This window comes from Flavobacterium cheonanense, assembly GCF_039539185.1.
In the GTDB taxonomy this organism is placed as follows: domain Bacteria; phylum Bacteroidota; class Bacteroidia; order Flavobacteriales; family Flavobacteriaceae; genus Flavobacterium; species Flavobacterium cheonanense.
Window position 1 is genome coordinate 141945 of sequence record NZ_BAABCT010000005.1, and the last position, 26158, is coordinate 168102.

The following is a 26158-nucleotide window of genomic DNA, read 5'->3' on the forward strand; positions in this document are numbered from 1 at the left end:
ATATGCATTACCTATACCTTTGATATACCTTTGATATACCTTTGATATGCCTTTGATATGCCTTTCAACAGTTCTAATATTAAAAAAAAGTATATACAAATAATTAAAAATGAAAAGAATAATATTTAAAAAAAACATATATTTACCTCCTTATATTTTTTTTTAAACAAATACATAATTATGAATTTAATTGCTAATACAGGTATTCAATATTTCACAATTCCAATAGAAATAAACACTTCTGATAATTTCAGAATGTACTTTCATGAATGGTTTGATGTTGAAGAAAAACAATTAAAATTAGAAATTGCTCACTTATTTTCTGAAGATGACGTTTGGGTGAAAAAGTGGGATTTGCAACATTCAGGATATGTTGAAGGTGGTAAAGTTTCTCAAAATTGGGATCAAATTAAAGATGATTTTTATCAAGAAGGATATAAAACAATTTCTATAGAAACAGAAGACCCTAGAGACTCTGGTTGTTTTCAAGAAACTATTAGTAGAATTAAATGGGATAAATTTGAAAACACTTGGATGCCATTACCTTATTTTTTGTTGAAAAATGGGAAGTCAGAGTTTGGTCCAACTAATTGGTGCCGCTTTAAATTGATTCCATCGGATTCGAATGAAAAATTAAAAAAATATAACCTTTTAATAGCTTTTGATACCAGAACTACTTTTGAAAATGATGTATTTGATGAATTAAGCCAAGCACCTTTTTTTTCTAATGATTACGAAAAATCAAATGATTATGAGCTTTGTAATATCGAGTATAAATTACTTGGATATTTTTCAGAAGCATTTAATTGTGATTGGGTTGATAAATATTTATTAAAACACTTCCACAATTTAGAAGATATTAATGATTTTAAAGGTCAAAAACCTAAATTAAATTATCTCTCTCAATACATTTGTTTTATCAATTATATACAGCAACTCAATATTTTGCCTAAAGTTACTTTGTTTTCCAATAAAAATGTAGCTCATGGAAATGTAGATTTGGTAGTCGACATTGGTAATTCTCGAACTTGTGCTGTGTTATTTGATGAAGGTGACTTTAAAAAAGCAAGTCCACTTGAGTTACAAGATTTCACAGAACCAATTTTGGATGGAAAACTAAATAAATATCGAGAATCTTTCGATATGCGTTTAGCATTCCGTGAAGCAGATTTTGGAGGTAAATTCGGGCTTGTAAACAGCAAACAGTTTGTCTATCCAAGTATGATACGCTTAGGAAAGGAAGCGAATAAGCTTATACACAAAGCAACCAACATGAATACTGGAGCTGAAAAAATAAGCACTTTTTCAAGTCCAAAGCGTTTTTTATGGGACACTATTCCTCAAAAACAAGAATGGGAATTTGTTCAGTTTGAAGGAGAAAAAGCAAAACCAATTTACATAGAAGGTATATCAGAGCAGTTAAATTCAGATGGTTCATTAAATACTGAAGGGAATGGAGGGATAATAAATCATTATTCTCGTAAAGCATTGATGACTTTTGCTTTCCTTGAAATTTTAGCCCAAGCTAAAATGCAAATCAATAGTTATGAGCAACGCAGTCATTGGGGTAATGAATCAATGCCAAGAAGAATAAATCGAATAATTGTTACTTGCCCTACAGCAATGTCACGTGTTGAACAAATTGCATTACGCAAATGTGCAGAAGATGCAGCAATTATGCTGGAACGATTCTATAATGATGAATATTATTCTGAAATTGATCAGAAAAAAGTTCGCTCAGAAGTTAAAGTAATTCCTTCTTCAACTAATCTCTCCAATAAGGGAGAAAAAGCAGAATGGATTTATGATGAAGCAACTGCAGCACAATTTGTATTTCTTTATGCGGAGATTGGAGAACGGTATTTAAAAAAGGTAAAAGATTATTTTGATTTCTACGGTAAAGTTAGAAATGATTTAGAAGAGTATAACAAAAAATCACTTACGATTGGTTCTGTCGATTTTGGTGCTGGTACAACCGATGTAATGATAGCAGCCTATAAATATGAAGATGGTGCTGGGCAATGTTCTTTAGCACCAGTTCCACTTTTTTGGGAGAGTTTTTATAAAGCAGGCGATGATTTAGTTAAAGAGCTAATTCATCAACTTGTTATAGAAGGTAAATACTCACCTATTGAAAAGAAAATGAAATCATTAGGTTTATCTCCAGATGTTATTATTGAAAAAAACAATGATTTTTTTGGTGGTGACACAGGAATGTCTTTTAAAAATAAGCAGTTACGTGCAGATTTTAACGTACAGGTTTCTGTACCTATTGTCTCGTTTTTTCTTGAATTAATAAAACAAAATAATTCAGAAAGTAAAATTTTATCTTTCAGTGATATTTTCAGTAATGACTTACCACCTAAAAATGTACTGAATCATTTTCAACAACATTTTGGATTTGAATTTGAATCTTTACAATGGCAGTATGAGAGAAAAGTCATTTCATCAATAATTGAAAAAACATTTGATTCTTTAGTCGGGAAAATTTCTTCTTTATTTTCTTATTACGATTGTGATATTGTATTAATTTCAGGACGGCCTGCATCACTAAAACCACTTACTGATGTCTTTTTAAAGTATTATGCTATTTCTCCAAATAGGTTGAAATCAATGAATGATTATAGAGTTGGAAAATGGTATCCTCAGGATAAGCGCTACAAATTTATTGATGGGAATGGTAAATTTACAAATCCAAAATCAATTATTACTACAGGTGCTATGATAGGACATATTGCTGATAATGGAGGTTTAAATGGTTTTACTTTGAACTTAAAAGAGCTTAAAGAAAAACTAGTTTCCAAAACTAATTATTTTGGCAAACTCAATAATCAATTTGAATATACTAAAACTTCTATTTCTCTTGAGAATAATAAAACTAACCTAGAAATTTTCTCTTTACCCTTAAGAATTGGTGTTAGACAAATTGATATTCCTTCCTATCCTTCGCGACCATTTTACACCTTAGATTTTAATGAATTTAAATTGGAAGATAAAGTTAAAGGTCGATTTGAAGAACCTTATGACATGAATGTTATTCAATATGGAATAAATGCTGAGAAAGAAAAAATCCGTAAAAATATGCCTCTAAAAATAACAATTAGTAGAGATATAAATGAGGATATAGAGTTATTACGTATTGAAGAGATTATAGATAAAGAGGGAAATCAATTGAATAATAATTTTTTCAATTTACAAGTACAAAGTATGAGCGAAGTGGATGATTTTTGGCTTGACTCAGGTATTTTCTCATTGAATATTAATAATAATCAAGCTTAAAATGGATAAGAATATAGTATCACAATTAGCTGTAATTGAAAAATCAATCTCTTGGATTAAAACTTCTTTAGATGGAGAAAAGCAAAAAAACGCATATCGAAATATTGTCGATTGCCGTCGAAAGCTAAACAAGAAAAAGTTTGCTTTAGAAGGAAATCCCGCAGCAGCAATGTATGGTGAGAGCCAAGCTGGTAAATCGTACCTTGTAAGTGCATTACTATCTGGTTCGGGAAAACCATTTATGGTACTTGATGGTTTAGGTAATGAATTTGATTTTAAAAATCAAATTAATCCTAGAGGTAATGAAATGGAGTCTACATCAGTTGTAACAAGATTTTCAACAAAATATAAGTGGATTAATGAAGATTATCCCATAATTGCAAAATTACTTTCTCCTACTGATTTAATTATAGTAATGTGCGAAGCATATTATAATAATTTAAAAGTTAATAAACCGCTAAGTTTTGAAGAACTTAAAGAGAAAATAAATTCTTTTGAAAATACATATAAGAACAAAGTAGAATGTCAAAACCTAATTATAGAAGATGATATTTTAGATATTGAAGATTATTTTAATGATAATTTTTCAAAATTGGTTTATAACAATATAAATGACGCTAATTTTTTTACAAAAATTTCAACTTTAGTAACAAAAATAGCTCCTGAAGAGTGGAAAGATGTATTTTCAATTTTCTGGAATTTTAATCCTCAATTAACCAAACTTTTTGATGATTTAATAATTCAATACAAACAATTAAACTTTGCTGATACTATTTATCTTCCTATAGATGCTGTTTTAAGAAATAAAGGCACTATACTTGATGTTAGTAGACTTGATGAAATTTATAATTCATTTCAAGGACAAGAAATAGAATATTGTGCAGAAACTAATGTTTTTTACCTAAATAATGATGGAAAAGACAAAACTGTAAAGTTTTCAAAATCCTATTTATGTGCGCTTACTGCAGAACTCATTTTTGTTCTACCAGATTCTATTAAAGTTGACAAACCTTTTCTTTCTCATACTGATTTATTAGATTTCCCAGGTCTTCGTCGAACAGAAAACACAAGTGAAGATAATATCACAGACATTTCCTTAACTACTTTGTTACGAAGAGGAAGAGTTGATTATTTATTTAATAAATATTCAACTAATGAGCGTATTAATACTTTGCTATTTTGTCAAAAACATTCAATGTCTGGACAAAGTATTATGCCTGAAAAGTTAAATAATTGGATTGGTAATATGGTTGGTAAAACTTCAATAGAGCGTGAAAACTTCAAATCAACAATTTCCCCATTATTTATTATATCAACATGGTTTAATAAAGATTTGCAATATGATTCCAATATTGATAAGTTGGGAAACATACAATCTTTAAATGAGAGATGGGACCAACGATTTGTAAAAACTCTACAAAAAGAAATTTTAAAAGTGGACACTTATCCTTGGTTGATAGATTGGACTAAATCTCAACCTAATTTTCAGAACATTTTTCTTTTGAGAGACTTTGCAATGTCATCTGAAACAAAAAGTTTGATTTATAGTGGATTTGATGAATTTAAAATTGAAAAACAAGAAATTCTTCCAACTGGTTATCCAACATTCAGAGAAGATTTGAAACAATCTTTTATTGAATTTGATTTTGTAAAACGCCATTTTGAAAATCCCTCCCAATCTTGGGACAAAGCTGCATCTATAAATAAAGATGGTACAGAATTAATAATTGAAAAATTAACGATTGCTGCAAATAATATAAATCAAGCACGTATTGAAAAAATGCGAGCTGAGTTAATTAATATTTCTCAAAATATACATTCTGAAATAATTAAGCATTTTCATACTAATGACAAAGATGAGGAATTGCAAAAAGCAAAATCAACTGCAGGCGATATCCAGTTTAAATTAGCAACAGCGTTCAGAGCTGATGGGATTAAACTTTATGGACAATTGATGAAAGAACTGATGATTGACGAAAGTACTGTAATTGAATTATACAGAAAAAAAATTGACGATATTGAACATAGGGATGTGATTAATATGGATAAATTTAGCACTTTCAAACAGAAGGTTCCTATTATTGAAAATGATAGCATTGAAAATTATTTTGAACGATTATGCGCTCATTATGAAAAAAACACTGATGACCAAAAAGCACTATTTTGGACAGAATTAGAATCATTAAATATTAATTTAGAGGAGCTAATCAATGGTAATTCTGAACTAATTAAAAATAATTCACTCCAATTAGCAGAAGTATTACTTGAATACTGGTTAACTTATATATCTTTAAATGACAACAAAACTATTCAAAATGTTTTAGGAAATGAAGCTGTAGAGAACGTTAAAGAAATGTTCCAAAAATTATTTCTAAAATTAGGGCTAGCTAATCAAATTGCTGAAAAAATCCGAAGGTATATTGATGGTCGCCAAAGAACCGACTTACCTTATGAAATTATTGCTGATATAAGTTCAGAACTCTTAAATAAATGCATCAATTCAGTTGGATTTGACTTTTTTGACGAATCAGAAATCAATGATTTGATAATTGCCAACGATAATAATAACTTAGGTTTAGTATTAGAGCATCAATCAAATCCTAGAGAAGAATCCGTTGCAGAACTCTTTGAAAAAATTGAACATTGGAATGATATTATACAATCTAATCCAGAAGAAATGAAATCGTTGCCTAGCTATCGAAATTATTTATTATGGTACGATCGTCTCAAAATTGCTTTCGTATCGGTTTGTGATATTCCAAATTATGATATAGCGGCTAATGAAAGATTAGGTGTAATTATCAAAGAATCTGAAACCGTAAAATATTAAAATATGGCGATAGTAATAGGTAAAAAGCAATTACTCAGTACTGATTTGAAATATTTTAAAGCATTACAAGGTATTGGTGGGAGAACATTATTTGATAGATTTAAGTTGGCTGAGTCAAATATTATAAATAAAAATATTGATACTAAATACCAGCATTTTTTAGCATATCCGGTTGTAGATGGTGATGCAATTGTGTTTCACGGTATTAAATATAATGAAACACCACAAATATTTCAAGAGCTACAGGGAGAAGATTTGTCTAGATATACAAACATTAAAAATGAAACAATTTCTCATTATAATGGCGTAATAGACAATCTTAAAAATTCAGGTAAAACAGTTGAAGCCGATTTTTTAGCAGATGCAATTAAGTATATTGATGACCGTTTTATCTATTGCTATGACAACAAAGTAGTTTTAGCTGTTTGGGGAATGAAATTGAAAGATAATTTTAGAGAAGATGTAAGTCAAATTTGCAAGCGCCTAATTGTTGAGATACCACCACCACCGCCACCACCACCAACTTTTTTCACGATTAATTATAATGCTGGTGATAATGGTAATTTGTATGGTAATACTAGTATAAACAAACAATCAAGCGAATATATTTCAAACGATGAAATACCTCAAGTAGAAGCTAATGATGGTTATGAATTTGCTGGTTGGAATGAAAATCCAAATGGACACGAAGTAACAGAAGATAAGCAATTTACAGCACAGTACACTCAAAAACAACAAATTCCTCCTGTTCCAACGCCACCCGTTCCTACTATACCTTGGTACTTGGGTTTTTGGAATTGGCTAAAAAAACTGTTTACTGGAAATGGATGTTTAAAATGGCTATTATGGTTAATGGCTATTCTGCTTTTAATTTTATTATTTTCTTGGTTATTCAGAAACTGTAGTGGGCACAACTTAAAAGGTGGTGCAGCTTTAAGCGATAATGATTCTACTTGGGTTAAGAAAGATCCACGTGTTGGTGATGGTGGTGGTATTTATGACCCTCACGACCCCTATACTCCTGTGCCAACACCTCCAGCATATAAAGATGTATTACCACCTCAACAAGGGGTTTTGCCTCCAATAGAGGGTAAACCAGAAATAATCCCAGGAAATCCTAGTATTATAGGTAATCGGATAAATATTTTAATGGAAAATGAGGATAAATCCATAATGGATTTAGCTAAAGATTTTAAAGCTAAATATCCTGGTGATAAATATAAGGTAGTCTATTACGACAATGTTGTAAAGCGAATGCAAATTGAAATTCCATCGCAAGAACGAGAGAAAATTAAACAAGAAATACCAACTAAATTTTCACCAGCTTATAAGTTATTTGTGTTTGACGAATCCTTGTTAGAAGGAAATTATACGCCAAATGACCCTGCTTTTAAAGATAAAAACAAAAATTGGTATCTTCAAAAAATAAAAGCACCAGAAGCTTGGGATGTTAGTCGAGGTTCAGATAAAATCACTATTGCAATAGTAGACAATGGTTTTAATCTAAGCCATCCTGAACTAAAAAGTAAAGTGGTACAGCCTTATAATGTTTGGACACATTCTGATAAAATTTTCCCTCAAAAAGTCGACCATGGTACTCATGTTGCTGGAACCGCATTAGCAATTGCAGATAATAATCAAGGTCTTTGCGGTATTGCACCAAACTGTAAATTTATGCCTATTCAAGTGGCTAACGAAAAGGGTATAATGACCACTACTTCTGTATTAGATGGAATACTATATGCCTTGTATCAAGGGGCGGATGTAATCAATGTTTCATTAGGTAGTCAATTTAAAGGTCTTGCCCAATTTCCTGAACGTGAACAAATTGATTTAATACAAAATCATTTTAAAGAAGAAGAACGGTTATGGCTTGAAATCATGAGAATTGCAGCAAAACATAATGCTACAATTGTAGTAGCTGCAGGAAATGACAACATACTTGCAGGGATTGATGCTTTGCAACGTCCAGACCAATTTATTACAGTTTCGGCAATTGACCGAAACAACTCTAGTCTTAATAAAGCCAATTTTAGTAATTATGGTCCTTATTCTAAAATATCAGCACCTGGTGTAGGTATTTATAGTACAGTAGGTTCTAATAGTTATCAAATAATGGACGGTACAAGTATGGCAGCGCCAATTGTTACAGGAGCTGTTGCGCTAATGAAAAGTATAAATCCTAACCTAACTACAAAACAAATTATTTGTATTTTACAAAATACTGGTTTACCTGTTAATGATAATATTGGAAAGTTAATTCAGATAGATAAAGCTTTGCAAAAAGTGAAGTCAGGAGAAAAATTAGATTGCACTGCAACTCCTTCAACAGGAGATGTACAAGTATTGTTAAATTGGGATAACTATAATGATTTAGATTTGTGTTGCACCGATCCAAATGGAGAGGCGGTTTGGTTCAAAAATAAAAATGTATCAAGTGGTGGACAACTAGATATTGATATGAATGTAGATTATCCAGGAAGTATTACTCCAGTTGAAAATATTTATTGGCCTTCTGGTAAAGCTCCAAATGGAACCTATAATGTTTACCTAATAAATTACAAAAATCATGAGCCATATATCAATAGTACTCCTTACACTATAAAAGTAAAATATGGAGGAAAAAACCAAGTGTATAAAGGGATTATAAAGAAAGAAGATAAGTCTTTACATATTTGTTCTTTTACTTTAGGCAATCAAACTTCTCCAACTTCTCCAAACAACGATCAGACAAATTCGTTAATACAACAGCGCGAAAAATTACAAAAAGAATTAGATAGAATAGATAGAGAATTAAAAGAAATTAGAAGTAGTAAATAAAAAAACAAACATTTAAAAATATGAATTTAAAACAAATAAAATTTTCATTAGCAGTTGTCATTAATCTATTAGCAGCTCTTACATTTGGGTATTTTTGCTTTCTAGGAAAAAACTTTCAAACACTAGGTGATAAAGTGAGCAGTATCACTTTTGCTGTAATTATTACCCTATTATTAATAGGAACTTCACTTGGCGCTAAGTTGTTAAAACAAACGCATCGTAATTTCAAAAGCCGATTTATTTGGGAAATTATATTATTGGTTTTGTTTACAGTGTTGATATGTTATTTTACAGTTTTTCCTTTTTCTCATTACTTTTCTGTTTCTGAGAAAGAAACCGAAATTAAAAGTAAACTAAATTCAAGTATTACTCAAGCTGAAAATATGTATGTTAAATACGAAGAATATGTAAATAATAGAAAAAGTAATTACAAAACTAAATTAGAAAGTGCTGTTTTATCAAAAGTAAATGGAGTTAGTGATATTGATTTTAATTGTCTTGATTTTAGATTAAACAGTTTACCTTATCCAAGACAAATTGAAAGAAAAATCAGAACAATTGGATTTGATTTGTTGCCGTCTAGCTTTATTGAAATGAAAAGTGATAATTCTAAATGGTTAGCTAATTCAAAAGGTGATATTGATAAATGGAAACCTATTGGTATAGTAGATTTTATATATAATATTGAAAATAATTCTAAAAAATGGAAATCTGATTTAATTACTATTTCTAAAATAAGAGAAACTGGTGAGATAGCAGATGATTTTGATTATATTCTCCAATTTAATGAAGTAAAAACATATTTCACAAAACTTGGAAATCCAACAACACTTTCTCTTATTTATGCAATATTGTTGTATGTGCTAATGTTGCTGTCATATTTTTTTAGTAATAGAAGTACGAAATCGTCAGTTGGTTTTCGCACAATATTTTCTAAAAAAACTAAAAAAACTAATGAATTTGATATTAAATATTAATAATACTTACAATGGAGGAAAACGATTATTTAGATAATATAGGAAATGATAAACATTCTAATGACCAAATAGTTGACGCAATATTAAATGGGGTAGTATCTTTTAAAAATTTACAAGGTACTGGAGAATTCCTCAATTCAAGACAAAAAGAAGTTAGAGCACTATTAAATCAAAAGGACGATGAAGCTTTTGCCACTGCAAATTCAGTTTCAGATGTAAATTCAATTTATGAATTACAAAATTATTTAAAAGCATTTCCAGATGGAAATCATATTGCCGAAGTAAATGCAAAAATTAAAAAAATATTAGATGAGGCGGAGCGAATTAAAGAGGAACAGGAAGAACGAGAGAGATTATTACGAGAAATAAAACACAATATTAATGAATATACTATTGATGAAATAATTGATAAACTAAGTGAAAGTGATTTATATAAATTATGTAATGATTTGGAGATTGACTTTCAAATTATAAAAGATTTTGAAGAACCAAAAATAACATTTAACCCTATACCAAGAAAAGAAAATGAAGTTCCAATTGGCTATACTGATGTCTTTTTTTGGGGAATACCTTCTTCAGGTAAAACTTGTGCTTTGTCTGCAATTTTAAGTACTATTAAAAATGATTATTCAATGGAAGCACCTGATTGTAATATTAAATTTGGTGCTACATATATAACAAGTTTGGCCAATATATTTCGTAAAGATATTGGTTATCTTCCTGATCGAACTAATGAAGATCGAACACAATATATGCCTTTTTTATTTTATAAACGAGGAGAAAAAAATAAACGTAGAATATCATTTTTTGAATTAAGTGGTGAAGTTTTTAAATCTTTTTATGAAAAAGTAAATGATACTAAAATTATTGAAGATAAAGATAGAGATGGTATAGAGCAATCTTTCAAAACACTTGAATTATTATTAAATAGTAGTAATCAAAAAATTCATTTTTTCTTTATTGATTACAACCAAGAGACAAAAAATTCTATTGACAAAGAAACAGGTTTAACTCAATCAGACTATTTAGAGGCTGCAACAATTTATTTTAGAGATAATAATGATATTTTAACAAAAAAAACTGATGCTGTTTATGTAATAGTAACAAAATCTGATGAAATTCAAGCTGATGATAATAAACAAAGAATAGAAAAAGCTAAAGTGTTTTTAGATCATAATTTTGGAAATTTTATGGATGTATTACAAAATCAATGTAATAAAAATTCTGTTCAATTTGGAGTTAAATTATTTTCTATTGGTGATGTATACTTTAAAAGAATATGTAAAATTAACCGAGCATCTTCAATAAATATCATTAATGATTTACTTGGTCAAGTTAATCCAATAAGTAACAATAATTGGTGGAGTGCTATAATCAGATTTTTTAACAGATAAGCAGATGGAAATTGTAATACACGGAACAAAAGGAGGTCGCAAAATTTTTACATCAAATAAACTAAGTGGTTTATTTGATGTAACTTCAGATAGCCCAAAAACGAGTGCTATTGGACAAAGTGCTTACGCTATTCGATTTATTTCAAATAGTACTATTTTTTCAAAATACAAAATAATTAGAGATGTACGTGGCGACAAAAGAACTGGTTTTATAGCTTTTTCAATATTTCTTTCAAATAATGAAAAACTATCGGGTACGGACATTATTAATTTTTTAGATAAAGTTTCAGAAGAATATTGTCAAAAATATATAATAGATAATAATTTAAATGAAGTTAATGAAGATTGGACTTTTTTAGAACTTTTATCAAATGAATACAAGAATAAAATAGGTAAAGTTTCTATCGAAGAATCAGAAAATATTCAATCAGGTGATTTAGATGATGGATTGATATATTTTTCCAATAATAATGAACTTCACAAATATTTCGACCAACCAAACCAAGAAGGATATATACCATATCGACAAGTATATTTAATAAATAAAGAATTTAAAGATAAGTCTGAAAATCCACTTAATGCTTTACGAAATTCTGGAGTTGATTTAACTGGACAAATTGATTTGGAAAATCCATCTTATAAATTGAGAGAATTTCATGGTAATGCAAAAAATGGTGTCTCAATTACAATTAAAAATTCAAAAGGAAGACAACTTTGCAATAAAGACAAAATATTTAGAAAAGATGAACTAACAGTTGTCTATTCTAAAAAAAACTATAAAGAAAAAAGAATAACTGGAAGTTTATTAAATAGTGAAGAAATAAGAAATTTTCTGAACGTAAGCAATGATAATAAAATTGATGTATTAAAAGAAGTTGAGTTAGAATCAGAAGTAAAAACAATCAGTTTTGAAGTTGTAAATAAAGCCGGCTCTAGAGTTACGGATGCAATTATAACATATAAAAATAATTATAAACCAGAAAAACAAGTTTTAAATAATCAAGTTACTTTTAGTGGTGAAGATTTAAATGAAAGATGGACTGTTTCAGCAAAAAAAGGAGATAATTTATTTTCTAAAAACTACATTATTGATTTCGATAAAGATTTTCAAAATAGCATATTAATAATTTTAAATGAGAGAAGGATATTAAAGATTATTGCTAAAGAAGCTAAAGAGAATCACCTTCAAGATGATTCAATACCAAAATTTAGGGTTTGGATACAAGGCAAAGGGAACTATAACGAAAATGATATTGAATTTGAAGAACATGAATTGAATAAATCTTATAATATAACTGTTGAAGCTGATGATTATGAAAGATCAGAAGTTCAAACATATCATCCCTTAAATGATGGAAATAAATCATTATATTTTAAACTCAAAGAAAAGAAAAAATCATTGGTGATTGATGAAAAAAATAAAATCAATGATGAAACTAAAGGTATAAAAGTTGACAAAGAAAGAAAACCTACAAAAGTACCAAAATTCATTATTTTTTCAATAGTAAGTGTTTTGATATTAACTGTTGGGGTTTGGGGATTGAGACAAACTATTTTTAAACCAAAACCAATTGAGAAATTAATTTCATTAGAACAAATAAGTAATTATTTAGAGTCTGATGAACTTATCCTTGATACTTTAAAACTCTACAAAGTAAATTGGGAAAAGCAAAATTCAAATAAAATAGACAATTGGAATAAAATAAGTGATAGTATTGTAAGTGCAATAACCAAAAGAGAACTTATTGATAAAAAGGACTTTGAAAAGTTGAGAGAAGTACATTTTAGTAATCAGGAATCCTTTGAAAAAACTATCCATAAATTAAATGAAACTAAATGCAAATTACTTAAAGAAAAGCTTAAGGATATTGATATTTCAAGTTTAAGTTTACCTGAAATTGAATCTAAGATAGAAGAAATTATAAATCGACAGGATAGTGAAAAAAGTCGTACAGATTCACATGTAAATCCAGGTGCAAAAACACCTAACAAAGATAGAGAACCTCAACAAAACTCAGGAAATGTTACAACTGGAGGTGCAGAAAAAAAAGAAGACAAAGGTTCTGAGAAAACAGGTAAAAATACTAGTGTAACATCAGGAAAAAAAGCAGATGCTGATACTGACGGAAATTCTGTAAATTCATCATCAGACATTTCTTCAGATATAAAAAAGTATCTAAAAGGAGATGAAATAAAAAAAATAAAATTAGAAGAATATAAAAATACGGTATCTGATCCTAAAATAAAAGAAAGCATCATTATTACATTAAAATTATGGGAATTGGATGGTACTGATTCCAAAAAAAAGAAAAATTATCTGAAGCAAATTGAAAATAATAGCTATTTGAAAAACAGTAAATTAAATCAATTTGTTAAAAAAATAATAGATAAAAATGAGCCTATCATAAAGAATAATATTAAAACTTTAAAAGAAATAATTGATGAAAACAATTAAAATTAGTTTAGCTATAGCAGTAATTGGATTAATTACTTTTTTTGTTATAAACTCATTAACAACATTAGTTGAGCCACCTCCACCTCCACCAGTTGAGAACCAATTTACAAAAATTATTGATGAGGAAATAAATGCATTAAAAACTTTAAAAGTTATTAGTTTTAAAGATTTAAAAGCCTCATATGAAAATGTTAAGTTTGATATTGATGATTATTACGGTGAAAATCGTTTAGGTAAAAATCAATCACAAAACAATCAATCAAAAGAGAGACTTTCAAAAAATTTATATTCAATATATGTTGTTAAATTTATAAATCTAACAAATTCTGTTTTTAGAAAATCAGATTGGAATCCACAAGACATAACTTTTATTAGAAATGAAAGTAAAACATTAAAAAATTCCAAATTTCTCCAAAAAGGAAATGGGGTTGATATACAAATTATTCAAATTCAAAATGTTCTAAGTAAGTATGATGAAATTAACAAATTTATATCATCATGTAAAGAGTTTTCTTATTCCAATAATGAATTAAATTCGGCCTTCCCAATAACTACTATAAAGCAAAAAATATCAAGAGCTGTAACCTATAAGAATAATAAATTAGAGAATAGTTTTGTAAATAATTGTACAGTACTACACAACCAATTAAATGAAACAACTAAATTTTTATTTAATGCTCATGTTAGATTTTTAAATGGTAAAATAGATCGCTATAAAGGTTGGTATAGTAAGAAAGACCCTAGTGGGGAATATACTTTTAATTCAGCTGGTGCATATGCCGATGAATTCTACAAAAAAATGAAAAATGAAATAAATGGATTAGACAATGATATATACCATGTATCCAACTTAGATAATGAATATGAAAAATTGATAGCTAAGTTAAATAAAGAAAATTCTAACGCAATGACATTCTTCAGTAATAATTAATTTAAAATTTAAATAAATAAATGAGAAATATTATACTTTTTGTAATGGTTTTGTGTGGTACTTTTTCCGCACAATCACAGGATTTAATTAAAGAGTTAAAAAAATTAACTTTAGAAAATGATAGTCTAAAAAGTCAAATTATAAAACCTCTCAAAATTGAATTAAAGGAATCTATTGAAAAAAACAGAAGTGAAATATCAATTTTAAAACTGAAATTAAATACTTTGGAGAAAGATTCGGTTATATTTAAGAAAAAGATTTTAGACCTTAATAGAGAAATAGCTGATTTAAATAAAAATAAACTAACAATAGAAAATGTTAAGTTACAAGAACAGTTAAAATTACTTTCTGAAAAAAACAGTGTTTTAAATTTAATGAACGAAAAAAATATTAAATTAATTAATGATAAAGATGCTCAAATAAAAGATGTTGCAATTAGAGAAAAAGAAATAGGAAAAAAAGAGATTATTACCTCATTAATTAATTTTTATAAAAATAAAAAGTTTGATGACTTAATTATTTTTTCAACAATAGAATCTGTTCAAGGAGACAAACAACTTATTGGTAATAATACTGAAATTTCTCAATTATTATTTGATCTAGAAACATATTTCACTACGAAAGAATTACTTAATAAAAAAATCGATTTAAATCAACTTAATGTTTTTAAAACCAAGTTAAACCAAATTAAAAGAGAGTCTGATTTAACAAGAAGCTTAAATGAAAAATTAGATAATTATAATACACTTTCTCTAAAATTAAAAGAAACATTAATAAATATAAGTGTATATGATGAAAAGTCAAACAAAAAATATATCACAGGAGAGGGTATGGACAAAGCAACTAGACAATTAAAACTTAATTTGATATTTTCTGTTCTACTACCATATATTTTTGACTATGATATAAAATATAATGACTACCCATATTTATTTGACATTGTATTAGATGTTATTAAGCGAAAACAATCGAATACTGATGAAGATATTTCTGATTTGTTAAATAAAATCCAATAACTTATAATGAAACAAATAATAATAATAATAATAATTTTTGCATTTATCTTACCATTTTCAGCTTACAGTCAAGTAGGTATTTGGGAAGAAGCAAATCAATGTTTTAAATTATCAGATTATGTTTGCGCTGAAGCAAAATACAAGGAATTAATTAAATCTACGATTGGTGAAGAAAAACAAATAGCTATTACAAAAGCTCAACGTGCTAAAAAGTGTATTGAAAATTTAAAAAATGCCAATTTAGCATTTAATAGTAAAAACTACACTAAAGCAAAAGAACTTTATTTAGCAATTTTAGATTCAAATCCTAATGATGATAATGCTAAAAGCCAATTAGATAATATTAGTAACTTATTGAAAAAAGCAACAGAGAATTCTTTAGGTCTTTCAAAAACTCAAATTTACCAAAGGTCTTCAGGTGGTAATGAATATATAAATGTTACTACAAATTCAAAAACATATACAATCGATTTATTACCCTCTTGGTGCACTGTACAAAAATATGATAGTTATTTTGTTATCAATTGTAGTATTAATTATCAAAGTACTGCAAGAAGTGATTATTTTAATGTAAAAGCTGGAGATAAAACTATTAGGGTTAATATATCTCAAGAAGGAGGTGTAACTCAGAAAACAGAAACAAATTTAAGTTTATCAAAAGCAAATCTGTATTTTTTAAAAAATGGTGGGGATGAAAATATTATTGTTACTACAAATAATAATAATTTTTCAATAGAGTTAATACCATCATGGTGTACATTTCAAAAATTTTCTAATAGTATTATTGTTACTTGCCTACAAAATAATACAAATCAATCTCGATCAGATTGGTTTAAAATTACTGCAGGTAATAAAGAAGTTAAAGTTTATGTAAACCAAGAAGCATCAGTTACAAATTCATATACAGAATCAGTTAAAACTCCAAGAAAAAAACTAGGTTCATTTTCAAGTATAGGTTTTCAAAGTGGTGAAATTGCAAAATATGGTTTTATTTATGAACGTGGTGGTATAAAAACAGTTGGATTTCGAATATCAGCACGTACAAGCCTCACATCGGAACAAGATATTTTAAATGGCACTGCTACAAAAAATAAAACAGAAATTGAACTAGGGCCAAATTTCAGGATACTAAACAGACTTTATTTAAACATAGGTTTTGGTTATGGATATTATGAAAGGCTATTAAATAATGATTTTGCTGGTGATGTTTTTTTAGAAAAAACAGGATATTCAGTAGCAACTACTGGATTAATGTTTCGAATATCAAGAGCTATAAATATAAATGGAGGAGCATCCTTTATGGATATTGAAAAGGATTTTTATAAACCAGAATTTACGTTTGGTGTTACTTATAATCTTAAAAACAAGAATGACAGTGAAATTAATTCATCCCAAACTCAACAGAAGCGAAAAAGCGTATCATCTAGAAACTACAAAAGCAATTTGTCATCATTTTCTAGCTTAGGCTTTTACAGTGGAAAAAATGCAAAATATGGTCTATTTTATGAAACCGGTGGTAGTAGAGTAACTGGTTTTCATATTTCTGCTAGAACAAGTTTAAAAGAAGAAACGGTAATAAATGGGCAATTAATTTTAAATAGAAGTGAATTAGAATTAGGCCCTAATTTTAAAATGAGTAACAGGCTTTACCTAAATTTAGGAGTTGGTTACGGTATTTACGATTATGGTCTTTCCAATGACATTTATATGGGTACAGATGATTATTTTACTGCTAATGCTGGTATTATGTTCCGTGTTTCTAAAGTTATTAATATAAATGCAGGATACTCTTTTGAAAATTTTGATATAGAATATAATAAACCAGAAATGACCTTCGGTATATCATTTAATATCTGGGATTAGAATAGTTTAATTAATAAAAAGCATTAAAGATGAAAAAAATCAAATTTTTAAAAATATTATTTTTTTTAATAACCATACTATTAATTAGTTGTGAAGAAGAATTTGACTATGGTAAAATAGTAAATGCCGTTAAAACTATAGAATTCAGTAATGTCACTCAAACAACAGCCAATGTTTCAGGGAACATAATAACCGACAATGGTGCTAGCTTAACCGCTAGAGGGATTTGCTATGGAACCTCAAACAATCCAACAATTAATAGTACAAAAGTAGTATTTGATACAGCTACATTAGGAAATTATACATGTTCTTTAACTAATTTAGCTCCAAGTACTACCTACTATGCAAGAGCTTATGCAACTAATAGTTTTGGTACAGCTTATGGTGCAAATATTTCTTTTACAACATTAGCCGCAACAATAGCGAATGGAATAACAACGAATAATTTGTCATCAATAACTCAAACAACTGCTGTATGTGGTGGTAATATTGCTTCAGATGGAGCTTCTTCAATCACTTCTCGAGGTGTATGCTGGAGTAGTACGAATTCAAATCCAACAATTTTAGACACTAAAACTAATAATGGTACTGGAATAGGTTCTTTTACCAGTTCAATTACAGGATTAACAGCAGGAACAACCTATTATATTAGAGCATATGCTACTAATAGTGTTGGGACAGCTTATGGCAATACAAGGACATTTGTAACTTTATCTCCAACTTTACCTTCTGGAATTGTAACTACCCAAATTTCATCTATTACTCAAAATACAGCATTCAGTGGAGGTTCTATTACTAATGATGGTGGAGCTACAATTACATCACGTGGTATATGTTGGAGTTCGACTAACTCAAATCCAACAATTTTTAATAGTACCATTAATAACGGTTCGGGAATTGGCTCTTTTACAAGTTCATTAACAGGATTAACGGCAAACACAACTTATTTCGTAAGAGCATATGCAACAAATAGCGTGGGCACTTCATATGGTAATGTAATATCATTTACTACTGCTAATCTCAACTTAACAGTTGGACAATCATATCAAGGAGGCATAATTGCCTATATATTTGTTCCTGGTGATAATGGATATGTTGCAGGTCAAATTAATGGCTTAATAGCAACTTCGACAAATCAAAGTACTGGTGTGCAATGGGGTTGTTCTGGCACATCAATAGCGGGAACTAGCACAACATTAGGAACAGGTGTAGCAAATACTACTGCAATTGTCAATGGATGCGGTACAACAAATATTGCAGCTAGATTATGTAATAATTTAGCTTCAGGCGGATATACAGATTGGTATTTACCAAGCAGAGATGAATTAAGTAAACTATATTTAAATAGAGCTTCAATAGGTGGCTTTAGCAATGTTTCCTATTGGAGTTCATCTCAAGTAGGATCAACAACAGCATGGAGTATAAACTTTAGTAATGGTTCATCAATTAGTACTAGTACTAAATCTACTTTAATGTATGTAAGAGCAATTAGAAAATTTTAAATAAGTGTATTTAAAAAAATGTTTTTAATTAAATATCTAATATTTACCTTTTTATTAACTATAGGGTTTGTGTTTTTCAAAAAACTCAAAATACAATTTATGCGTTTTTACTACAAATTTATTGAGACAATAAGGAAAATCTATCGATTGATGAACGTTAAAAAACGTTCAAAAATAGTATGGGAAGAATTAATCAAAATGCATAAAAATGAAAATTGGCATTTTGGTCAATTTGATAATGAAAAATACATTGTAACTACATTTAATCTTAAAGACGAAAAAGAACAAAAATTCAGATATGAAGTAACTCAAAATAGCCTCAAATATCACACATTTATTTTAGATAGCTTTGATGAGCATAAAACTACAGATATAATGGTTTTAGCATCTCATTTAAACAGTTTATTAAACTTTGGGAAAGTAAGTGTAAATACGAAATATAACTGTGTTGAATTTGTTCATTATGGTGATTTAGTAACTTATATGTTGTTTCCTGGAGAAATCCATTCAGATCTAAGGGTACATTATGACATAACAATAGATTGTTTTTGGGCTTTTACAAATTTGATAAAAACTGATGACGATCCTGTTTTTGTAATTTCTGAACTTTTAAAACGAAAAAATGAAGAAAATAAACAAATAATTAAATGAAAATCACAAAACTCTTTTCTTTAAATTTAATCAATAAAATGAAAAAAATTTCTTTTTTATTATTGCTAAGTATATTGTTTTCATCATTTATAAATTTGAAATCTACTACAATTTACATACAACCACTCGGTGAAGTAAATCAACAATACTTGATTTATCTAAAAAAATCAATTAAAGAGTTCTATGGATATGATTGTGTTATAAAAACAAAAATTAGTTTTACTAATGATATTTTAGCAAGCAGTAGAACTAGATATGAAGCAAGTAAAATACTAAACAAATACAACTCGAATCAAAATGTTCTGATAATCACAGAAAAAGATATTGCTTATAGAAAAAGTAGTCAATTTCCTGAATGGGGTATTTTTGGTCTTGGTTTAAGGCCTGGAAAGACCTGTGTTATTTCAACTTTTAGACTTAAAAAGAAAGTCACTAATCAAATAATGTTAGAACGACTAAAAAAAGTTGCATTACATGAAATTGGTCACAATTTGGGATTAGAACACTGTACAAACAATAAAGAATGTATGATGAATGATGCAAACGGTACAATTCAACAAGTTGATAAAGAGAAAATTTGGTTTTGTTCTAAATGTATGGCATTAATAAACAAAAACAAATAAAATTTTTAATTTGACTACATAAAAAAACATTCCACTATTAAGTGATAAACTTTCAATAAAAATAGTAATAATGAATATTGAATCTAATAAAGTTATAGATTGTCTTCTTGGTGTAGCTGTAGGTGATGCTCTTGGAGTTCCTTTTGAATTTAAAAGGACTTTTGAAATGATTGAAAATCCTGCCACTGAAATGACAGAATATGGTACTCATCACCAACCTGTAGGTACTTGGTCTGATGATAGTTCACTTACTTTTTGTTTAGCAGAATCATTAGCAGATAATTATGATTTAGCCGATATGGCTAAAAAGTTTATTAATTGGAGAGACAATAATTATTGGACTGCAAATGGTGAGGTTTTTGACATAGGCATAACAACTAATAATGCAATATCTGAACTTGAAGAAATAGTAGACTATAAAAACTACGAAAAATTAAAAGCGCTTAAAAATCAAGCTAGTGAATTAGATAATGGAAATGGTTCTTTAATGAGAATTTTACCATTATTATTTTATATCAAAAAGAAAGGTATTAAAGAACAATTTGAAATAATATGGGAAGCCTCTGCTTTAACTCATAAACATATTAGAGCAGCAATGAGTTGTTTTATTTATTTAAAGTTAGCTGAATATTTATTAAATGGAGAAGAAAAAGAACTTGCCTATACTACTATGAAAGCTGATGTATTGCAATTATGGGATGATATTAAATTTGACAAATTAGAACAGCAACATTTTAAAAGAATTATTCAAAATCACATTTTAGAAACCAAAAGAGAAGATTTAAAATCGGGAGGATATGTTATAGAATCTCTTGAAGCCAGTTTGTGGTGTTTTATGAATGAAAGTGATTATAAAAACGCACTTCTTTCAGTTATCAATTTAGGACATGATACAGATACTACTGGAGCAATTACAGGAGGCTTAGCAGGTCTTTATTATGGTATTTCAAATATACCAGAGAATTGGATAAAAGTTATTAAAAGACTAAATGACATTGTAGAATTAGGGAATAAATTAAACAATAAATGCATGGCATAAAGTTTATCGAAAATATTAGTTTTTTTTACTAAATCATAGTATAATAGTCATCTAATTTTTTACTATTTTTATACCACAAAAAAATAATTCTATGAACACCCAACACTCCCAATCCATAAGCAACCTTTCAAAAGAAATTGTTCAAAATATAGAAAACAAAGACGGCAATAACAACGTAATACCCACTGGTTTTGAGTATTTAGATGAAGAATTTGGCGGTTTATCTTTAGGCGAATTAGTGGTTATTGGTGGAAGACCAGCTATGGGGAAAAGTCAATTTGTCATTAATCTAGTTTCTAATATTTGTGATAGAGAACCTATCTTGTTTTTTTCCTTTGACCTTACTCCTACTACACTCACCTCTCGCATACTATCGAATAGAACAGGAATTAGTGTGGACAAACTGATTCGCAACCAATTAATTGATTCTGATGTTACTTTGATAAAATTAGCCGCTAAACAACTTGAAAACAGCAAATTGTTGGTAAGCGATATTGGAGTAGCTAATATTAACGAAACAATCGATATAATAAAAGAACATGTGGAACTATACCACACTAAAATAGTAGTTATTGATTATTTGCAACTCTTAGGCATAGGAAAATATAATACTGGTAGAGAGGCAGAAATAGGTCATATTTGTAGAGTGTTAAAAATGTGTGCTAAAGAACTTAATATTTGTATTGTATTATTAAGTCAATTAAGTCGAGCTGTTGAAGTTAGAGGAAGCAGTAAAAAACCACAATTATCCGATTTGAGAGATAGTGGTTCGATAGAGCAAATAGCCGACAAAGTTTGGTTGTTGTATCGCCCTGAATACTATATGATTGAGGAGTTAGACGATGATGAATTTACTCCTGCAGATTGTATTTTAATGCTTGTGGTTGCCAAAAACAAAAATGGTAAAATTGGAGTAAGTTATTTTAAACGAAATGATAACTTTACAGAATTCAATTCTATCAAAAAACCAGGTGATAGTTTTGAATTTAACGAAGACCGCCTTTCTGAATTACAAAAACCAACTTTCAAGGAATTAAATAATGATAATGAAGTTCCTTTTTAAATATACAAAAGCCGTTGAGAAAAATTATGAAGTCAAACCTATATAAAAAAATGACTTAGAGGTTGTGTTCCGCAATCCACTCAATAGTGTTACTAGGTACTAAAGAGATCTGTTTCCTGCGTAAACAGATGATATTCAAAGATAATCAACCAACGGCTTTTTAAATCATGAAACCTAATTTAATTCGAGATAAAATTCATTCCAAATTAGAAGACTACAACAAGTACCTCTATGGGCCTCGATATGATGTTATATTTCGCTTTGAACAAGAGTTCTTCGTTTCTCAATTATTATCGGTAGTCAAAATTTCAGATTTGAGAATCCTGCTAAAGGCACAACTATCTAAAATTAGTAATTTGATGAATAAGCCTAGCTACATTACTTTTTCTATACCAAAGAAAAGAGGTGGTAATCGCTTGATTCAATCTCCTGATGCTAATTTAATGCGAATCCAATCAAGGTTAAATTTCTACTTACAAAACTATTACCATTTGATACGACCTGAAGGAATTCATGGTTTTGTAATCAATCCCAATAAGAAAGAGAAGATTTGTAATATTGTTGATAATGCTAAAATCCACGTAAATCAAAAACACTTATTAAATCTTGATTTAAAAGAGTTCTTTCCATCGATTGAAGCCTATAGAGTCAAAGAATTATTTGTATCCGAATATTTTAAATTTAATGAGGATATAGCTAACGCTTTAGCCCTATTAGTAACTTACAAAGGTAAATTACCTATTGGAGCTCCAACATCGCCTGTTATCTCAAATTTTATTTGTTTGCAATTAGATTCGGATTTAATAACGTTTTGTAATGAAAATCAAATCAATTTTAGCCGCTACGCAGATGATTTGACCTTCTCTTCTAATAAAGAAATTACTAAAGAAATGATCCGTAGTATTTTTGAAATTATCAAACAAAATCAGTTTGAAATAAATACTAAAAAAACACGGCTAAAATCTAAAAACAGAAAACAAACCGTTACAGGTCTTGTGGTGAATGAAAAAGTAAATGTAGACAGACAAACGCTAAAAATGGTCCGCGCAATGCTATACGATGCTTCTAAAAATGGTATTGCAAAAGCAGCAAGTAAGCATTTTTCATTTAATCAAAAGAATGCTCACACCCATACCTCCTACTTTTTAAATCGATTAGAAGGGTATATTAATTTTATTGCTCAAGTACGTGGAAAAGAAGATGCTTTGGTACTAAAATTCAAAGAGGAATTTAAAATGATTCTTAAATTACAATAATAACTATCTGTGCGCTAAAATTGCATACATCAGTTGTTATTTTGCTTAAAATTAAAACTATAAGTATGAACATAAAAGCAAAATTAACTCAACTACTCCCTTTACAAACCGGATTTGGAAAAAATGGGCAGTGGAGAAAACAAGACATTATTGTAGAAACTGAGGGTCAATATCCTAAAAAAATATGCATCAGTATTTGGGGTGATAAAATCAATGAAAAGCAATTAATAATTGGTAATCAACTTAGTATTGATTTTGAATTAGAAAGTCGTGAATTTAATGGTAAATGGTATACCGATGTTAAAGCAGGGAAAATTGACCTTGTAGATAACATGATTGTAACTGAATCTATGAAGTCAGATTTTACTCCTGAAGAAAATTATGAAGATGATGGACTACCTTTTTAAAAAAAAGAATATTTTTATAGTCTAGAAAATTACATTTTTTTAAAATGGAGAAAGCTGTTAATTATCGAATATATTTTGTTGGCCTACTAATTTTAATATTTGCAGGTGCTATAGTGTTCAAGCTAACCAACATTCAATGGGTTCATGGTGAACATTACAGAAAATTAGCAAAACAAAACACTATAAAGACATTTGTTGTGCCTGCAAATAAAGGAAGTATCTATTCTTCTGATGGTAGCTTATTAGCTGTATCAGTATCTATTTACATTGTTAGGTTTGATGCTGTTTCACCATCAGATAAAGTATTTAATGAAAATTTGAATGCTTTGTCAGATTCACTGGCTTCATTGTTTGGTAAAAAAAGAAGTTTTTATGAATTCAAATTAAAATCTGCCCGTGCAAATAAAAATCGATTTTTGCTCATAGGTAAAGATTTGAGTTATACTCAATATGCCAGGTTAAAGTCATTTCCAATTCTAAAATTAGGAATTTATAAAGGCGGTCGTATGGATAGTATTAGAGAAGTTAGAAAACATCCTATTGGCGAGATTGCTCAACGAACAATAGGCTATATAGGCTTAGATAAAAATGGCAATAAAAATGGGGTTGGATTAGAAGGTGTTTTTGGAATGTATTTAAACGGAAAAGATGGAAGAATTTTAAAACAAAAAATTGCTAAAGGTCAATATAAACCTATAAAAGATGATAATGAAGTTGAGCCCATAGATGGTTATGATGTTATTTCAACAATTGATGTATATATACAAGACATTGCACATCATGCCTTATTGCAATCATTACAAAAGAACAAAGCAGAGCATGGGTGTGTTATTGTTATGGAGACCAAAACAGGTCACATAAAGGCCATTTCTAATCTAGGAAGAACTGAGAAAGACACCATTTATAAAGAAAGACTAAATTATGCCATTAGAGAAAAAGGAGAACCTGGTTCAACCTTTAAACTTATTGATATGATTGCCTTATTGGAAGACAAGAAAGTTGATACCAGTAAAGTATATGACCGCAAAGGAGGCTTGATAACTTATTTTGGAAAAGATGTGGTAGATTCACACAGAGATGGACCACAAAGAATTTCATTAGCCAAAGGTTTTGAAATATCCTCTAACACAGTATTGGTTAAAGCTGTTTATGAAAACTATAAGAACAACCCAAAACAATTTGTTGACCGTATTAATAATATGGGCCTTAATAAACCATTAGGATTGTGTTTAAAAGGAGAAGGAATACCCTTTGTTCCTCAACCCAATACCCCAAAGTGGAATGGAATATCATTACCTTGGATGGCGTTTGGTTATGGTGTAGAAGTAACTCCTATTCAAACCTTGACTCTTTATAATGCTATTGCCAATAATGGGGAAATGATAAAACCACAATTTGTATCTGAAATAAGAGATAAAAATAAAACCATCAAAAAATTTGAAAAAGAGATTATCAATCCCAAGATATGTTCTAAAGAAACTGTTAAGAAATTAAAAGCCCTATTGGAAAATGTGGTTAAGAAGGGAACTGCAAAGAGTATTTACTCTAAAGATTTTTCAATAGCTGGTAAAACAGGTACAGCTCAAGGTAATTATGGAATTAATGGTGGTGCTGATAAACACTATATTTCCTCATTTGTTGGGTTCTTTCCTGTTAAGGAGCCTAAGTATACTTGTATTGTTGTAGTACATAAACCTAGTACCGAAAACGGAAATTATTATGGTGCTGATGTTGCTGGTCCTGTTTTTAAAAGAATTGCTCAGAAGATATTTACAGATTCACCCACAACAAATGAAATTAAAGATGTAAACAAAAAGGTGAATAAACAAGAAAATAAATTCAATGAGTATTTTTCTAAAGCTCAAAACGATAAAAATGTCATTCCAAATGTAAAAGGAATGCCAGGAATGGATGCTGTTGCTCTATTAGAAAACATGGGATTAAAAGTTAAATTGAAAGGGAATGGAGTAGGAAAAGTTAAAAGTCAATCTATATCTTCAGGAAATCCTTTAGTTAAAAACACAACAATTGAATTAGCTATTAATTAAAAGC

General features: G+C 28.8%; 17 protein-coding genes. All 17 read left to right on the forward strand.

Annotated features, from left to right (window positions below):
- The first annotated feature begins 180 nt into the window (after positions 1 to 180).
- The 17 genes from ABD766_RS10505 (at position 181) to ABD766_RS10585 (ending at position 26154) form a co-directional block, all read left to right on the forward strand.
- Positions 181 to 3279 carry a virulence factor SrfB gene (locus tag ABD766_RS10505; protein WP_344816646.1) on the forward strand — a complete coding sequence of 1033 codons (3099 nt, stop codon included), beginning with the start codon at positions 181 to 183 and terminating at the stop codon, positions 3277 to 3279.
- A 1-nt stretch (position 3280) separates the two neighbouring features.
- Positions 3281 to 6109: a virulence factor SrfC family protein gene (locus tag ABD766_RS10510; protein ID WP_344816647.1), complete on the forward strand. Its 2829-nt coding sequence runs from the start codon at positions 3281 to 3283 to the stop codon at positions 6107 to 6109.
- Positions 6110 to 6112: 3 nt separating this feature from the next.
- Positions 6113 to 8929 carry a S8 family serine peptidase gene (locus ABD766_RS10515; protein ID WP_344816648.1) on the forward strand — a complete coding sequence of 939 codons (2817 nt, stop codon included), beginning with the start codon at positions 6113 to 6115 and terminating at the stop codon, positions 8927 to 8929.
- 20 nt (positions 8930 to 8949) lie between these two features.
- Positions 8950 to 9906, forward strand: a complete 957-nt coding sequence (locus tag ABD766_RS10520) for a hypothetical protein (RefSeq protein WP_344816649.1) — start codon at positions 8950 to 8952, stop codon at positions 9904 to 9906.
- Between the two features lie 11 nt (positions 9907 to 9917).
- A complete protein-coding gene (locus ABD766_RS10525; protein ID WP_344816650.1) occupies positions 9918 to 11300 on the forward strand; it encodes a hypothetical protein in 1383 nt (460 codons plus the stop codon).
- Between the two features lie 4 nt (positions 11301 to 11304).
- The gene (locus ABD766_RS10530; RefSeq protein WP_344816651.1) at positions 11305 to 13755 is read left to right on the forward strand and encodes a hypothetical protein; all 2451 of its coding nucleotides are present in this window, start codon (positions 11305 to 11307) and stop codon (positions 13753 to 13755) included.
- Positions 13742 to 14686, forward strand: coding sequence for a hypothetical protein (locus ABD766_RS10535; protein WP_344816653.1), 945 nt, complete (start codon positions 13742 to 13744; stop codon positions 14684 to 14686). Before ABD766_RS10530 ends, ABD766_RS10535 begins: the two co-directional genes overlap by 14 nt.
- Before the next feature lie 20 nt (positions 14687 to 14706).
- Complete coding sequence (locus ABD766_RS10540; protein WP_344816654.1) at positions 14707 to 15702, forward strand: hypothetical protein; 996 nt, start codon at positions 14707 to 14709, stop codon at positions 15700 to 15702.
- Between the two features lie 6 nt (positions 15703 to 15708).
- Positions 15709 to 17565 (forward strand): BACON domain-containing protein, encoded by a 1857-nt coding sequence (locus ABD766_RS10545; RefSeq protein ID WP_344816655.1) that lies wholly within the window; start codon positions 15709 to 15711, stop codon positions 17563 to 17565.
- 29 nt (positions 17566 to 17594) lie between these two features.
- Positions 17595 to 19067, forward strand: coding sequence for an Lcl domain-containing protein (locus ABD766_RS10550; RefSeq protein ID WP_344816656.1), 1473 nt, complete (start codon positions 17595 to 17597; stop codon positions 19065 to 19067).
- Between the two features lie 99 nt (positions 19068 to 19166).
- Positions 19167 to 19718: a hypothetical protein gene (locus tag ABD766_RS10555; RefSeq protein WP_344816657.1), complete on the forward strand. Its 552-nt coding sequence runs from the start codon at positions 19167 to 19169 to the stop codon at positions 19716 to 19718.
- A gap of 38 nt (positions 19719 to 19756) precedes the next feature.
- Complete coding sequence (locus ABD766_RS10560) at positions 19757 to 20341, forward strand: matrixin family metalloprotease (protein WP_344816658.1); 585 nt, start codon at positions 19757 to 19759, stop codon at positions 20339 to 20341.
- 70 nt (positions 20342 to 20411) lie between these two features.
- Positions 20412 to 21380: an ADP-ribosylglycohydrolase family protein gene (locus ABD766_RS10565; RefSeq protein ID WP_344816659.1), complete on the forward strand. Its 969-nt coding sequence runs from the start codon at positions 20412 to 20414 to the stop codon at positions 21378 to 21380.
- 91 nt (positions 21381 to 21471) lie between these two features.
- Positions 21472 to 22443, forward strand: coding sequence for a DnaB-like helicase C-terminal domain-containing protein (locus ABD766_RS10570; RefSeq protein ID WP_344816660.1), 972 nt, complete (start codon positions 21472 to 21474; stop codon positions 22441 to 22443).
- A gap of 167 nt (positions 22444 to 22610) precedes the next feature.
- The gene (locus ABD766_RS10575; RefSeq protein ID WP_344816661.1) at positions 22611 to 23699 is read left to right on the forward strand and encodes a reverse transcriptase family protein; all 1089 of its coding nucleotides are present in this window, start codon (positions 22611 to 22613) and stop codon (positions 23697 to 23699) included.
- 65 nt (positions 23700 to 23764) lie between these two features.
- Complete coding sequence (locus ABD766_RS10580; RefSeq protein ID WP_344816662.1) at positions 23765 to 24106, forward strand: DUF3127 domain-containing protein; 342 nt, start codon at positions 23765 to 23767, stop codon at positions 24104 to 24106.
- A gap of 44 nt (positions 24107 to 24150) precedes the next feature.
- Complete coding sequence (locus ABD766_RS10585; RefSeq protein ID WP_344816663.1) at positions 24151 to 26154, forward strand: penicillin-binding protein; 2004 nt, start codon at positions 24151 to 24153, stop codon at positions 26152 to 26154.
- Positions 26155 to 26158 lie beyond the last annotated feature (4 nt).

What these genes read in the sequence shown, in the direction of transcription:
- ABD766_RS10505 (WP_344816646.1), top strand. Translation starts at nt 181, where the DNA reads ATGAATTTAATTGCTAATACAGGTATTCAATATTTCACAATTCCAATA.
- ABD766_RS10510 (WP_344816647.1), top strand. Translation starts at nt 3,281, where the DNA reads ATGGATAAGAATATAGTATCACAATTAGCTGTAATTGAAAAATCAATC.
- ABD766_RS10515 (WP_344816648.1), top strand. Translation starts at nt 6,113, where the DNA reads ATGGCGATAGTAATAGGTAAAAAGCAATTACTCAGTACTGATTTGAAA.
- ABD766_RS10520 (WP_344816649.1), top strand. Translation starts at nt 8,950, where the DNA reads ATGAATTTAAAACAAATAAAATTTTCATTAGCAGTTGTCATTAATCTA.
- ABD766_RS10525 (WP_344816650.1), top strand. Translation starts at nt 9,918, where the DNA reads ATGGAGGAAAACGATTATTTAGATAATATAGGAAATGATAAACATTCT.
- ABD766_RS10530 (WP_344816651.1), top strand. Translation starts at nt 11,305, where the DNA reads ATGGAAATTGTAATACACGGAACAAAAGGAGGTCGCAAAATTTTTACA.
- ABD766_RS10535 (WP_344816653.1), top strand. Translation starts at nt 13,742, where the DNA reads ATGAAAACAATTAAAATTAGTTTAGCTATAGCAGTAATTGGATTAATT.
- ABD766_RS10540 (WP_344816654.1), top strand. Translation starts at nt 14,707, where the DNA reads ATGAGAAATATTATACTTTTTGTAATGGTTTTGTGTGGTACTTTTTCC.
- ABD766_RS10545 (WP_344816655.1), top strand. Translation starts at nt 15,709, where the DNA reads ATGAAACAAATAATAATAATAATAATAATTTTTGCATTTATCTTACCA.
- ABD766_RS10550 (WP_344816656.1), top strand. Translation starts at nt 17,595, where the DNA reads ATGAAAAAAATCAAATTTTTAAAAATATTATTTTTTTTAATAACCATA.
- ABD766_RS10555 (WP_344816657.1), top strand. Translation starts at nt 19,167, where the DNA reads ATGCGTTTTTACTACAAATTTATTGAGACAATAAGGAAAATCTATCGA.
- ABD766_RS10560 (WP_344816658.1), top strand. Translation starts at nt 19,757, where the DNA reads ATGAAAAAAATTTCTTTTTTATTATTGCTAAGTATATTGTTTTCATCA.
- ABD766_RS10565 (WP_344816659.1), top strand. Translation starts at nt 20,412, where the DNA reads ATGAATATTGAATCTAATAAAGTTATAGATTGTCTTCTTGGTGTAGCT.
- ABD766_RS10570 (WP_344816660.1), top strand. Translation starts at nt 21,472, where the DNA reads ATGAACACCCAACACTCCCAATCCATAAGCAACCTTTCAAAAGAAATT.
- ABD766_RS10575 (WP_344816661.1), top strand. Translation starts at nt 22,611, where the DNA reads ATGAAACCTAATTTAATTCGAGATAAAATTCATTCCAAATTAGAAGAC.
- ABD766_RS10580 (WP_344816662.1), top strand. Translation starts at nt 23,765, where the DNA reads ATGAACATAAAAGCAAAATTAACTCAACTACTCCCTTTACAAACCGGA.
- ABD766_RS10585 (WP_344816663.1), top strand. Translation starts at nt 24,151, where the DNA reads ATGGAGAAAGCTGTTAATTATCGAATATATTTTGTTGGCCTACTAATT.